Below are 13,288 nucleotides of genomic sequence, written 5' to 3' on the forward strand. Positions count from 1 at the left end.
GAAGTGTCCGAAATGTAGGTGAGGTAACTAGCAACCTTGTATGGTCGGGATCTGTCAGCGCAGCCGTCAGCGGCTGAAGGAACGACCGATTGGTGTACGACACTCGTGACAGATCACGCGCCGGACGAGAAGGCCACGACGACCGACGATGCGGCAGCGGAGGATGCGGTCGTCGAGCACGCAGGGCCCGAGGATGCACCGACGGAGGCAGAAGCGGCTCCGCCTGCGAAGGAGCCCGCCGCGAAGCCCGCCGTCGAGGACGATGACATCGAGGGGGAGAGGTCCGACACGAGCGGGCGTCGCGGTCTCGCGTCGCCGGCGGGCTCGACCGTCACCACCGTGGTCGCGACCGTCGCCGTGATCGCGGTGGTGGCCGCGATCGGGATCGTCGGCTATCTGTTCCTCGACACGCGCAACGAATTGTCGTCGGTGACGAACGCGCAGGCCGATCGGTCGCAAGCGGAGAAGGTCGCGGGGGAGTACGCCGCAGGTGCCGCGGCCATGGACTTCCGCGACCTCGGCCCCTGGCGCGCATCCCTGGTGAAAGGCGTGTCGCCGGAGTTGAAGGCCAAGATGGACGCCGCGGGCGGTGCGATGACGCAGTTGCTCGTGCCGCTCCAGTGGGCGTCGACGGCGACGGTCTCGGACACCGTCGTGACCTCGCAATCCGGTCCGATCTACAAGGTGAATGCCTACGTCAAGACGGACGTGTCCAACATTCAGCACCCCGACGGCGGGTACGTGTCGTTGAACCTGTGGACGGTGACCTTGGACAAGGACAAGGGCTGGCAGGTGACCGACTCGGGCGGCGACTCGGCGCTACTGAACGCTTCTCGGGCCGCGGAGGCTCCGGCGCCTCCGGCGCAGGGCCGGCCCGCGCCGCCCGCGGACGGTGCGCCGTCGCCCGGGAACTGATTGCACGGGTGCGCCCGGGGAGACTTGAACTCCCACACCCGGAGGTACTGGAACCTAAATCCAGCGCGTCTGCCAATTCCGCCACGGGCGCATGCGGCAGCGGAGGATCCCGCTGCGGTGCAGGTCACGATACCGGCATTCGGACACCGGCGGGTTGACGGGTACCGTCGAGGTCGTGAATCGTCGTCGCCATCGCCCCGCGCTGATCGCGTTCGTGGTGGTCGCCGCCGCGGCGTTCCTGGCGCTCGGCTGGTGGCAGTGGGGGCGCTTCGAGTCCACCGCGGGCTCCGCGCGCAACCTCGGCTACGCCCTGCAGTGGCCGCTCTTCGCCGTCGCGGCCGTCTGGGGCTACCGCCGGTTCGTCCAACTCGAGGACGAGGCGGAGCTGCAGGACAGGCTCGCCGCCGGGGGAGAGACCGACACGGAGCCCGAGGCGCCGGCGTCCGTCGCGCGGACCGTCGCCGCGCCGCGTCCCGCGGCCGCGTCCGCCGCCGCCCTGACCGCGATCCCCGAGGGCTTCCTGCCCAGCCGGGCCACGGCACCGTCGGCCCCGGACGCCGCGCCGGACGACCCGGCGCACGACGAGTACAACAGGCTCCTCGCCGAACTGGCGGGGAGCGAGCAGACCGAGGAGAAGAAGTGACCGACGCACCCGCGCCGACGGCGGAGAAGCTGGCGGCCAAGCGCCGCGACCAGGTGGGCGGCGCGCTCAAGCGCTACCGCTTCATGGCGAACTTCACCGGCTACTTCCTGCTCATCCTCTGCGCCGAGATGATCTACAAGTACCTGCTGGCGCCGGCCTTCGATTGGCCGATCCCGGGCTGGCTCGGCGTCATCGCGGTCATCCACGGCTGGGGCTACTTCGTCTACCTCATCCTCACGGTGGACCTGGGCGTCAAGGTGCGCTGGCCCGCGCCCCGCTTCCTGCTGACGCTGCTCGCCGGTACCATCCCGCTGCTCGGCTTCTACTTCGAGAAGAAGAACTCGGACGAGATCCGCGCGCAGTTCGATCTCTGACCGCCGCAACGACGAACGCCGCCCGATCCCCGGAAGGGAAGCGGGCGGCGTTCGTCGTACGGGATCAGGCGTAGATCGCGTCGACCTCGTCGCCGTACTTGTCCATCACGACGTTGCGCTTGACCTTGAGCGTCGGGGTGAGCTCGCCGCCCTCGATGGTGAAGTCGGTGGTGAGCACGCTCCACTTCTTCACCTGCTCGGCCTTGGAGACCAGCGCGTTCGCGGTCGCCACGGCGGAGGCGATCTCGGCGAGCAGGGTCTCGTTCGCGGCGGCCTCCTCGAGCGTCATCTCCGCGGGCAGGCCGTGCGCCGAGAGCCAGCCCGGCAGCGCCTCCTGGTCGAGGGTGATGAGCGCGCCGACGAAGGGCTGCTTGTCGCCGACGAGCATCGCCTGCGAGACGAGCGGATGCTGGCGCAGCGCGTCCTCGGTCTGCGCGGGCGCGACGTTCTTGCCCGCCGCGGTGACCAGGATCTCCTTCTTGCGGCCGGTGATCGACAGGTAGCCGTCGGCGTCGAGGGAGCCGAGGTCGCCCGTGTGGAACCAGCCGTCCTGCAGCGCCTCGGCGTTCGCCTCGGGCAGGCCCCAGTAGCCGCCGAAGACGACCGGGCCGCGCAGCAGGATCTCGCCGTCCTCGGCGATCGCGACCTCGTTGCCGGGGACCGGGCGGCCGACGGTGCCGACCCGCTGCTCGGTCGGGGTGTTGCAGGTGATGGCCGCGCTGGTCTCGGAGAGGCCGTAGCCCTCGTAGACGGTGACGCCGGCGCCGCGGAAGAAGTGGCCCAGGCGCGCGCCCAGCGGCGCGCCGCCGGAGACGGCGCAGTCGCACTCGCCGCCGAGCGCCTCGCGCAGCTTCGAGTAGACGAGCTTGTCGAACAGCGCGTGCTTGAGCTTGAGCACGAGCCCCGCGCCGCCGGTGTCCCGCGCCTTGCTGAACTCGATCGCCGTCTCGACGGCGGCGTTGAAGATCTTGCCCTTGCCGCCCTCCTCGGCCTTGGCGCTCATCGTGTTGTAGACCTTCTCGAACACCCGGGGCACGCTGAGGATGTAGGTCGGCTTGAGCTCGCCGAACAGGCCGGTGAGGTTCGACAGGTCGGCGGTGTGCGCCACCCGGATCGAGTGCTGCACGGCGGCCACCGAGATCGCGCGGGCGAAGATGTGGGCCAGCGGCAGGAACATCACCGTGCTGGCGTTCTTCCCGGCCATCTTGTCGAGGCCCTCGTGGATCGCGTCGTACTCGCTGAGCAGGTTGTCGTGCGTGAGCACGACGCCCTTCGGCTTGCCGGTGGTGCCGGAGGTGTAGACCAGCGTCGCCTCGGCGGCGGCCTCGACGGCGGTCGCGCGGGCGAGGTAGTCCTCGTCCGAGATTCCGGCACCGTCGGCCACCAGGGCGTCGACGAGGCCCTCGTCGATGACCCACACCTGCGCGGCCGCGGGCACGCCCTCGGCGATCCGGTCGGCGGTGCCGCGGGTGTCGGTGATGAGCGCGATCGACGCGGAGTCCGTGAGGATGTGCTCGACCTGCGCGGCCGAGTTGGACTCGTACACCGCCACCGTCGAGCCGCCGACGGACCAGTTCGCGTAGTCGAGGAGCGCCCACTCGTAGCGCGTCGGGCTCATGATCGCGATCCGCGTTCCGGCCTCCACGCCGCGGGCCATGAGGCCCTTGCCGACCGCGGTGATCTGCTCGTTGAACTGCGCAGCGGTGACCGGCGACCAGCCGGCGCCCGAGGGGCGCAGGAACAGTTCCGTCGACGGTGCGGACGCGGCGAGATCGCGGACCCGGGTGGTCAGATTGTCCGATGGTGCGTGGGTCCGGGTCGGTTCCGTGGACTCGATGCGCAACTTCATCTCCTCATACAGATAGTGGAATGAGCACAACCTATCGGAGGATGTCCGATTCCGATAGTGTTTCGCGTGCGCGGCGGATACCGCATATGCTGGGGAAACAATGTCTGATGAATTCGGTGCTGAGCGCACCGCCCCCGCCGCCGTCGTCGATGACGTGCAGGCTCCGGAGAACGAAGCCGAACCGGTGACCTTCCTCGACCTCGGAATCGATGAGCGCGTGCTGCGCGCCCTCGCCGAGGTCGGCTACGAGAATCCGTCGCCGATCCAGGCCGCCACCATCCCGCCGCTGCTCTCCGGCAGCGACGTCGTGGGCCTCGCGCAGACCGGCACCGGTAAGACCGCCGCGTTCGCCGTGCCCGTGCTGTCGAAGATCGACGGCGAGAGCCGCAAGCCCCAGGCGCTCGTGCTGGCCCCGACCCGCGAGCTCGCGCTGCAGGTGTCCGAGGCCTTCGGCAAGTACGCCGTGCACATGCCCACCATCACCGTGCTGCCCATCTACGGCGGCCAGAGCTACGGCGTGCAGCTCTCGGGCCTGCGCCGCGGCGCGCAGATCATCGTCGGCACCCCGGGCCGCGTGATCGACCACCTCTCCAAGGGCACGCTCGACCTGTCGAACCTCGAGTTCCTGGTGCTCGACGAGGCCGACGAGATGCTGACCATGGGCTTCCAGGAGGACGTCGAGCGGATCCTCGCCGACACCCCGGAGTTCAAGCAGGTCGCGCTGTTCTCGGCGACGATGCCGCCGGCGATCCGCAAGATCTCCAAGAAGTACCTGCACGACCCGGTCGAGGTCACCGTCAAGGCCAAGACCGCGACGGCGTCGAACATCACGCAGCGCTACCTGCAGGTCGCGCACCAGCGCAAGCTCGACGCGCTCACCCGCCTCCTCGAGGTGGAGGAGTTCGACGGGATGATCATCTTCGTCCGCACCAAGTCGGCCACCGAGGAGCTCGCGGAGAAGCTGCGGGCCCGCGGCCACGCCGCCGCCGCGATCAACGGCGACATCGTGCAGGCCCAGCGCGAGCGCACGATCGGCCAGCTCAAAGAGGGCAAGATCGACATCCTCGTCGCGACGGACGTCGCCGCCCGCGGCCTCGACGTCGAGCGGATCAGCCACGTCGTGAACTACGACATCCCGCACGACACCGAGTCCTACGTGCACCGCATCGGCCGCACCGGCCGCGCCGGCCGCAAGGGCGACGCGCTGCTCTTCGTCACCCCGCGCGAGCGGCACCTGCTGCGCGCCATCGAGAAGGCCACCCGTCAGCCGCTCACCGAGATCGGGCTGCCGTCGGTCGAGGACGTCAACGCGCACCGCGTCGAGAAGTTCGGCGAGTCGATCACCGAGAACCTCACCAACGATCACCTGCAGATGTTCCGCCGCTTGATCGAGGACTACGTGGGCGCCAACGACGTGCCCCTGGTCGACGTGGCCGCGGCGCTCGCGCTGCAGTCGCGCGACGGTGCCTCGTTCCTGCTCAAGCCCGATCCGCCCGAGCGCGAGCGCAACGCCCGCGACCGGAAGGACCGCGACTTCGGCGACCGCGACGGCCGCCCCGCGCGGGGGCGCGACCGGGATCGCGACCGCGAACCGTCGACGCATCGCAAGACGGGCCGCCCGATGGTGCCGTACCGGATCGCGGTGGGGAAGCGGCAGCACGCCACCCCGTCGCAGATCGTGGGCGCCATCGCCAACGAGGGCGGGCTGCGCCGGAGCGACTTCGGGCACATCAGCATCCGGCCGGACCACAGCATCGTCGAGCTCCCGGACGATCTGGATCGCGACGTCTTCGACGCGCTGGAGCGCACCCGCATCTCGGGACAGCTGATCAACCTCGAGCGGGACCCCGGCGCACCGTCGGGCCGGCCCGCCGCGGGCAAGCAGCGGTTCCGGGCGGGCCGCAAGCGCTGACGACCCGGTCGGCGTTTGCTCACAGATGTATTAACCTTTAGTCAAGGTGTAGCTCGAACCGGGCGCGCCGACTGTCGGCTGCCGCCGACCCGAGAGACTCGAGGAGCGCATGACCGCCGCCGGTGACCAGGGCGACGGCCCCGGTGGCCGTCGGGATCGCGTCGTCCGCCTGCTGCAGTACCTGGACGAGCTGATCCGCTCGCGGTCCGTGGTGACGCGGGACCTCGACGATCACCTGGCGGTGCTGCCGCTCACCGGTGACGGCGCGCTGACCGACAGCTGGGACGCCGACGCGAAGCCCGGCGCCACGATCTTCACGGTGCCGCGCGACGACGCCCCGGATTCGCCGCACTCGCGGCTGCTGCGCGTCTTCGACGAACTGACCGATCACCCCGAGTCCGTCGAGCTGGTGCTGGCCTCCGGCCTGCTCACCGCCCGCGACGGCGACACCGCCATTCGCGCGCATCTACTCACGCAGCCCGTGCTGCTCGAGCGCGACCGGCGCGGCAAGCGGCTGACGGTGGTGCTCCCGCGCGACTCCGTGCCGCGCGTCGAGGACTCGCTGCTCCTCGCGGGGCTCCCGTCGTTCGACCTCTCCGGCTCCGCCGAGCTGCAGACCGAGCTGCGGGAGAACGCCCGCACCGTGCTCGACCCCGCGTGCCAGGAGTTCACCGACAGGTGGCTCGGTGCTGCGGCGAAGGACGGGGGAGCGCACGTCGAGTTCGCGCCCGCCCTCGTGCTCCGCACCCGCGGCTCCGCGCCGCTGCTGGGCTTCTACGACGCGATGAAGGCCGACGTCGCCGACCCCGAGCGGGACGTGCCGATCGGACTCGCGCAGCTCGTGGAGGGCGTCAGCTCGGAGGAGCGGATCCGGCAGCTCGCCGCCGACGGGGCCATGAGCCCGCTCGAGCTGTTGGACGAGGCGTACTACGTGCTGCCGTCCAACGTCGAGCAGCGCGACATCCTGGCGCACATGGGCGCCGACTCCGGCGTCGTGGTCGAGGGGCCGCCCGGCACCGGCAAGACCCACACCATCGCGAACCTGCTGGCCGCGCTGCTGGCCAAGGGGCAGCGGGTGCTGGTCGTCTCCGAGAAGGCGCAGGCGCTCGCCGTCCTCGAGGAGAAGCTGCCGCCGGAGGTGCGCCAGCTCGTCGTCTCCGTCACCGACGTCACCAAGGACGGCTCGGCCTCGCTCGCCGCGTCGGTCACCGAGATCGCGACGCGCAAGTCCACCTACTCCGAGGCCCTCGCCGACGCCGAGATCCGCGACCTGCGCGCCAAGCGGGACCGGGCGATCGAGCGGCGCGAGGAGCTGGTCCGCGAGGTGTGGGCGCTGCGCACCGCCGAGAGCGAGGACTCCGACTGGCTGGCCTCGGCGTACACCGGCAAGCCGGCCGAGATCGTCGCGCAGGTCCGCCGGGACGCCGAGAAGTACTCCTGGCTGCCGGGCCCCGTCGACGGCGCCGTGCCCCCGCTCGACACCCGCGACTTCGACCGTCTTGTGGCCCTGCTGCGCCGCAACGACGAGGTCTTCTCGCGGCGCCTCGCGCACAACCTGCCGGACCTCTCCGAGGTGCCCGACGCCGACGAGCTCGAGGCGCTGTGCGCGACCCTGGCCGACTCCCCGCTCGCGGGCGCGGACAGCGGTGCCCTGACGCACGTGCTCGGCGGCGTGGACGCCGAGAAGCTCGCCGTGATCCGCGCGCGCGCCGACCTGATCCACGAGCTCGTGGACCGGGTGCGCCGCTACCCGCCGTCGGCGCAGCTGTTGGCCGAGGACATGCTCATCGGCGACCGCGCGCACCTCGCCGCCCGGCTCAACGGCCTGGAGGAGCAGATCGCCACCGCGCGCAACGCCGACGGCGAGCTCGAGGGCGTCGTCGTCGAGCTCAGCGACACCCCGGACGCCAACGACCGCGCCGCGATCGACGACTACGCGCGGCACCTCGCGCTGGGCAACGAGCCGCGCAAGAGGTTCCGCAAGCCCGAGCAGAAGCAGTTCGAGGAGACCGGCCTCGGCATCATCGTCGACGGCGTCGACGGGGCGGACAAGGCGCACCTGCGGGCCGCCGCGCAGCACCTCAAGGTCGAGGACGTCATCGGCCGCGTGGGCGATGTGCTCCGCGCGCTGGGGCTCGAGGCCCCGGCGACCGATCCGTCGGGCCGCACCGCCACCCGCGGCCGCAGCGAGCGACTCAGCCAGGCCGCCGACCAGCTCCTGCGCGCGCGGACCGTCGTCCGGCTCGTCGCCGAGCGCGACCGGCTCGTGGACGCCATGCAGGCGCTCTCCGAGCACGCCCCGCGGCCCAAGGACCTCGCCGAGACGGACCGCACGGCGCGCCAGGTGATCGCGATCTCCGCGGCCGCCGGAGCCCGCGACGCGCACAGCCGGCTCGACGCCGTCCGGGTGCAGGTGCAGGAGATGGTGGAGCGCGGGCCGTCGCCCGAGGGCGACGCGATGGTCGCCGCCCTGCGCGGGTACAAGTACGCCGCGATCCGCGACGCCCGCCGCGCGTGGGACGCCGCCCGCGCCGAGCGCGACGACCGCGGGGCGCTGGACCTGCTCGCGCTGCGCCTGCGGACCAAGGCGCCCGCGCTGTTCGACCTCGTCGCCCGCACCGCCGACGACCCCGTCTGGGACGTCCGCGTGCCGGAGCTCGCCGCGGCCTGGTCGTGGCGCCGCGCCGTCACCTGGGCCGCCGGGCGCGTGCACCCCGGCGACGACGCGCAGCTCGAGGCCGACCTGCAGGCCGCCGAACAGGACGTCGCGCACTACACCACCCGCATCGCGACCGCGAGCGCGTGGCGGCAGTGCTTGCGTCGCATGACCTTCGACGAGATCCAGGCGCTGCACGCGTATCGCGACCACGTCTCGTCGATCGGGCGCGGCTCCGGCAGGCACGCCGAGCGCTTCCGCGTCGCGGCCCGCGAGGCGATGCGCCAGGCGCAGTCCGCCGTGCCCGCATGGATCATGCCGATCTCGCAGGTCGTCGCCTCGATCTCCCCGGAGCGCAACGCCTTCGACGTCGTCATCGTCGACGAGGCCAGCCAGGCCGACATCACCAGTTCGTTCCTGCTCTGGCTCGCGCCGCGCGTCATCGTCGTCGGCGACGAGAACCAGTGCGCGCCCTCGTCGTTCACCGGTGTCAGCCTCGACGACGTCTTCGCCCGGCTCGATGCTCGGCTCCCCGACATCCCGCCCTACCTGCGCGACTCGCTGACCCCGAGGTCCAGCCTGTTCACGCTGCTGCGCACGCGCTTCGGGCACACGGTGCGGCTGCGCGAGCACTTCCGGTGCATGCCGGAGATCATCGACTTCTCCTCACGCCAGTTCTACAGCGATGCGCCGCTGATCCCGGTGCGGCACTACGGCGCCGACCGCCCCGTCCCGCTGCGCGTGACGCACGTGCCGAAGGCGAAGGTCGTGGGCGAGGGCGCGCGGATCAGTAACCCGACGGAGGCGCAGGCCGTCGTCGACCAGCTGGTCCGATGCTTCGCCGACCCGCTGTACGCCGGGCGCACCTTCGGCGTCATCGCGCTGCAGGGCCAGGGGCAGGTCGACGAGCTGTACCGGCGGCTGCGCGAGAGCATCGACCCCGACGAGTGGGACGCCCGCCGCCTGCGCGTGGGCACGCCGCCCGACTTCCAGGGCGACGAGCGCGACGTGATGCTGCTGTCGATGGTCGTCGCACCCGACTACCGCTTCCGCGCGCTCACGGGCCGCGACTTCCAGCGCCGGTTCAACGTGGCCGCCTCGCGAGCCCGCGACCAGCTGTGGCTCTTCACCTCCGTCGACGAGCAGGACCTCAAGGCCAACGACCTGCGCGCCTCCCTGCTGCGGTACGTGACCCGCGCGGACGTCGAGGTGGCGCAGCCGATGCCGCCCGACGTCCCGACGGACCGTCGCGTCGAGCCCTTCGACAACCTCTTCGAGCAGCAGGTCTTCGTGCGACTGCGCGACATGGGTTACCACGTCAACCCGAAGGTCGTGGTGAACAACCGCTCCATCGACCTCGTGGTGACGGGCGAGCAGGGCCGCCTCGCGGTCGAATGCGACAGCGCCGATTTCGCGTCGACGCCCGAGCAAGCCCGGTCCGACATCGAGCGCGAGCGCGAGCTCCGACGGTGCGGCTGGGAGTTCGTCCGGGTCCGCGAGTCCGTCTTCGCGACCGACGCCGACGCCGCGATGGCCGTCGTGGTGCAGGCGCTGGACCGGCGCGGCGTGCACCCGCTGACGCTGCAGCGCGCCCTCACCGTCGGCGAGCGCGCCGACGACGGTTCCGTGGAGTTGTGGGAGCCCGTCGGGCTCGACATCGACACGGAGTAGCCGCCGGCGACCCGCGCGGCTAGGAGCGCGAGTACTCCGACGCCACCCGGACCAGCTCGGGGTCGGGGCGGACGCCGGTGTACAGCACGAACTGCTCCGCCGCCTGCAGCGCGATGACCTCGGCGCCGGTGATCACCGTCGCGCCCGCCGCCCGACCGGCCCGCACCAGCGGCGTCTCGGGCGGCATCGCCACCACGTCGAAGACCGTGTCCGCCGCGGCGACGAGGCCCGCCGGGAAGGAGAGGTCCTCGGCCGCGGGGCCGCCCGCCATGCCGACGGGCGTCGCGTTGACGAGGACGCGCGCACCGTCGGGCGCCGCGGTCGCGTGCCGGAAGCCGTAGAGGCCCGCGAGCGCGGAACCGGCCGCGGCGTTGCGGGCTACCACCGTCACGTCCGTGCAGCCGTGATCGCGCAGGGCCGCGACCACGGCCTTCGCCATCCCGCCCGAGCCGCGGACCGCGACGGGCAGTGCCGGATCGACGCCGTGCGAGCCCAGCAGGGAGGCGACGGCCGCGTAGTCGGTGTTGTAGGCGTGGAGCACGCCGTCCTCGTTGACGATCGTGTTCACCGAGTCGATCGCGCTCGCCGACGGCTCCATCACGTCGATCAGGTCGATCACCGCCTCCTTGAACGGCATCGAGATCGCGCAGCCCCGGATGCCGAGCGCCCGCACCCCGCCGATGGCCGCGGGCAGGTCCGTGGTGGTGAAGGCCTTGTACAGGTAGTTCAGGCCCAGCTCGCGGTAGAGGTAGTTGTGGAACCGGGTGCCGATGCTGCTGGGGCGGCCGGACAGCGACATGCACAGCACCGTGTCGCGGTCGGGCATCGCGATCGAATCGTTCACCCCGCTCACCCTAATCCGGTGGATCGGGAACCGCGGGCGCACCTGGTGCGTCCAATTGATGTGACGGATTACCAGAGCATCGGGCGCACTCCGTGGGAACAGCGGTCGGCGTCCGAGATACGCCACTTCGCGCGCGGGCTCTCCGGGTCGGGCGTCGCGGCCGACGCGCGCGCGATCGGCAGCGCGGGGAACTCGCACGCCGACAGCCTCGCGGAACTCCAGCGAGACGCCGCCGCCCTGAGCCCCCGGTGGCGCGGGGAGGCCAAGGACCAGTCGTACGTCGAGATCGAGGTCTACACCACCCGCGCGTACACGAACGCCGTCGCGCTGCGCCGCCTCGTGGAGAACGTCGAGCAGCTGTCCGACACGGCGACCACGACGAACGAGCGGTTCAGCGACCTCCCCGATCCGGTGAACGGCGAGTTCGGTTCCGGCGCCACGATGGAGCGGCTCGCCGTGGCGGAGCAGGTGTCGAACACCTACACGGCGCCGGTCCAGTCGTCCGCGTCTACCCTGCCGCTGGGGGAGTCGAGCGGGCGGACCGACTTCCGGCACGTCGGGCCGGCGGCGCGGAAGAACGACAGCGCCGCCGCCGCGCCGGCGGCGCCGGACACGGTGGCGCCGACGTCCGGCTCCGGTACCGGAACCGGGACGACGGACACGGGCACGGGGTCCGGCTCCGGCGCGACGGACACGGGGACGGATCCCGCCGACACCACGACGACCGGAACGGACACCGCGACGGACGGGGCCTCCGACGCCGCCGCGACCGGCACCGACACCGGAACCGGGACCGGGACCGGGACCGGCGCGGGCACCGGTACCGGGACGGGATCGGGCGACCAGGGCGCGGGCACCGGACTCGGGACCGGCACCGACACCGCGCTCGACGACGGGACCGTCGACCCGCTCAACGACACCGAGACCCCGTCCTCCCTCCTCACGCCGTCCGCTTCCGTCCCGCTGACCTCGGCGGCCCGGACCGGCGCCGGCCTCTCCGGGCTCGGCGGCCGGGGCGATGTCGCGCGCACCGCCTCGCCGCTCGGTCTGCGCCAGGACACCGCGGTGGCGCGGTCCGCGGCCCCGCAGGTCGGCGCGGGCATGACCACCACCGGCGCGCGGCCCTCGACGGGTCCGTACGGCATGCCGGCGGCCGGCGCGGGCGCGCAGCGCGGCCAGGGCGACGGCCGGCACCGCGTGCCCGCGTACCTCATCGACCGCAAGAACGGTGAGGAGCTGGTGGGCGGCATGCCGCTCGTCGGGCCGGGCGTGATCGGCCAGTGGAAGTCCGACGGTCCGCCGGACGCCCCGCGCCCGCCCGCGCCGCCGGCTACGGGCGAGCCGCGCCCGCGTTGATCGCCGCGACGAGAGCGGGCAGCGTCGTCGCCGCGGTGCCCTGCCAGTGGTACGACGCGGCCGCGCTCAGTGGCGTGGCCTCCGGGTTGATCTCGATCACCGGGATCCCCGCGGCGAGCGCCGTCTCCGGCAGGCGCGCCGCCGGGTAGACGATGCCCGACGTGCCGATCACCAGCACCACGTCGGCCATGACGACCGCCGCCTCGGCCCGGCTCCAGGCGTCCATCGGCAGCGCCTCACCGAACCAGACGATGCCGGGCCGCACCAGCGACAGGCAGTGCATGCAGGTGGGCGGCGTCGCCCGCAGCTGCGGCGAGACGTCGGCGTCGTCGGGGAGGAAGGCGTCCGTTCCCAGGTAGGGCGTGCCGCAGTGCTCGCAGCGCGGGGAGAAGAGGCTGCCGTGCAGGTGCGAGATCACGCGTGAGCCCGCGCGCTCGTGCAGATCGTCGACGTTCTGCGTGACGATCGAGACCGTGCGGTGCGAGGCCAGCTCCGCAAGGGCGATGTGGCCGTCGTTGGGGTCGGCCTGCCGCGCGACGTGCGCCCGCCACTGGTACCAGCCCCAGACCAGGGCGTTGTCCCGGTTCCAGCCGTCGACGGAGGCGATCTCCTCCGGGTCGTACTGCTCCCACAGTCCGACCTGCGCCTCGCGGAACGTGGCGATGCCCGACTCGCGGCTCATGCCGGCACCCGTGAGCACCGCGATCGACTCAGCGGACCGCACCAGCTCCGCGACGGCGGCCGGAACGGGGACTGCGGCGGGGCGGTCGGAAGGGTGCATTCCGGGCTGCATCGGCTCAGACTACCCACCGTCGACCGGGCCATGGGGTAGGTAACGATTCGATAACAACTGCTACTCGCGGGAAACATCGGTGATCGCCGTCACGCGGTGGTGGACCTGCGTGGATTCACCCGTGTATCGGCATTCGGATACACCCGTGAATCGATATCTCCAAGCTACTCGCCGGTATACCCACTGGTTACATATCTGCACGTCAGAGGTAGTGCGAATCCTGTGGTCTCATGGAATACGGGTTTTCCGCGGGCCTGCCGCGGACGTGCCGTCAT

Annotated in this window: 9 protein-coding genes and 1 tRNA gene; 6 read left to right on the forward strand and 4 right to left on the reverse strand. The window is 71.7% G+C overall.

What is annotated here, in order from left to right:
* The first annotated feature begins 105 nt into the window (after positions 1 to 105).
* On the forward strand, positions 106 to 915 hold the full coding sequence (locus BLW32_RS08450; RefSeq protein ID WP_068742642.1) for a hypothetical protein: 810 nt from the start codon (positions 106 to 108) through the stop codon (positions 913 to 915).
* Positions 916 to 924: 9 nt separating this feature from the next.
* On the opposite strand, the gene BLW32_RS08455 is transcribed toward BLW32_RS08450, so the two are convergent.
* Positions 925 to 1,006 (reverse strand) — tRNA-Leu (locus BLW32_RS08455).
* 84 nt (positions 1,007 to 1,090) lie between these two features.
* Here BLW32_RS08455 and BLW32_RS08460 point away from each other — a divergent pair.
* Together BLW32_RS08460 and BLW32_RS08465 are read left to right on the forward strand one after the other, a co-directional pair.
* Positions 1,091 to 1,558, forward strand: a complete 468-nt coding sequence (locus BLW32_RS08460; RefSeq protein WP_068742698.1) for a hypothetical protein — start codon at positions 1,091 to 1,093, stop codon at positions 1,556 to 1,558.
* A complete protein-coding gene (locus BLW32_RS08465) occupies positions 1,555 to 1,932 on the forward strand; it encodes a DUF3817 domain-containing protein (RefSeq protein ID WP_068526365.1) in 378 nt (125 codons plus the stop codon). The genes BLW32_RS08460 and BLW32_RS08465 overlap by 4 nt, the downstream gene beginning before the upstream one ends.
* A gap of 64 nt (positions 1,933 to 1,996) precedes the next feature.
* Here BLW32_RS08465 and BLW32_RS08470 read toward each other — a convergent pair whose 3' ends face one another.
* Complete coding sequence (locus BLW32_RS08470) at positions 1,997 to 3,775, reverse strand: AMP-dependent synthetase/ligase (protein WP_082791542.1); 1,779 nt, start codon at positions 3,773 to 3,775, stop codon at positions 1,997 to 1,999.
* A 106-nt stretch (positions 3,776 to 3,881) separates the two neighbouring features.
* On the opposite strand from BLW32_RS08470, the gene BLW32_RS08475 reads away from it, so the two are divergent.
* Both BLW32_RS08475 and BLW32_RS08480 read left to right on the forward strand, forming a co-directional pair.
* Positions 3,882 to 5,693 carry a DEAD/DEAH box helicase gene (locus BLW32_RS08475; RefSeq protein WP_068742641.1) on the forward strand — a complete coding sequence of 604 codons (1,812 nt, stop codon included), beginning with the start codon at positions 3,882 to 3,884 and terminating at the stop codon, positions 5,691 to 5,693.
* A gap of 109 nt (positions 5,694 to 5,802) precedes the next feature.
* Entirely contained in the window at positions 5,803 to 10,020 is a 4,218-nt protein-coding gene (locus tag BLW32_RS08480) for a PDDEXK-like endonuclease domain-containing protein (protein WP_068742640.1), read from the forward strand.
* A gap of 19 nt (positions 10,021 to 10,039) precedes the next feature.
* On the opposite strand, the gene BLW32_RS08485 is transcribed toward BLW32_RS08480, so the two are convergent.
* The gene (locus tag BLW32_RS08485; RefSeq protein WP_068742697.1) at positions 10,040 to 10,846 is read right to left on the reverse strand and encodes a shikimate 5-dehydrogenase; all 807 of its coding nucleotides are present in this window, start codon (positions 10,844 to 10,846) and stop codon (positions 10,040 to 10,042) included.
* Positions 10,847 to 10,882: 36 nt separating this feature from the next.
* On the opposite strand from BLW32_RS08485, the gene BLW32_RS08490 reads away from it, so the two are divergent.
* Positions 10,883 to 12,220, forward strand: a complete 1,338-nt coding sequence (locus BLW32_RS08490; protein ID WP_139286108.1) for a hypothetical protein — start codon at positions 10,883 to 10,885, stop codon at positions 12,218 to 12,220.
* Here BLW32_RS08490 and BLW32_RS08495 read toward each other — a convergent pair.
* A complete protein-coding gene (locus tag BLW32_RS08495; protein ID WP_082791531.1) occupies positions 12,195 to 13,013 on the reverse strand; it encodes an SIR2 family NAD-dependent protein deacylase in 819 nt (272 codons plus the stop codon). The genes BLW32_RS08490 and BLW32_RS08495 overlap by 26 nt on opposite strands.
* Positions 13,014 to 13,288 lie beyond the last annotated feature (275 nt).

The sequence above is a fragment of the Tsukamurella tyrosinosolvens genome, from assembly GCF_900104775.1.
GTDB classification, from domain to species: Bacteria; Actinomycetota; Actinomycetes; order Mycobacteriales; family Mycobacteriaceae; genus Tsukamurella; species Tsukamurella tyrosinosolvens.

Excerpts from the sequence above, each read along its gene's own strand:
- BLW32_RS08475 (WP_068742641.1), top strand. The coding sequence starts at position 3,882 with ATGTCTGATGAATTCGGTGCTGAGCGCACCGCCCCCGCCGCCGTCGTC.
- BLW32_RS08480 (WP_068742640.1), top strand. The coding sequence starts at position 5,803 with ATGACCGCCGCCGGTGACCAGGGCGACGGCCCCGGTGGCCGTCGGGAT.
- BLW32_RS08485 (WP_068742697.1), bottom strand. The coding sequence starts at position 10,846 with ATGCCCGACCGCGACACGGTGCTGTGCATGTCGCTGTCCGGCCGCCCC.
- BLW32_RS08495 (WP_082791531.1), bottom strand. The coding sequence starts at position 13,013 with ATGCAGCCCGGAATGCACCCTTCCGACCGCCCCGCCGCAGTCCCCGTT.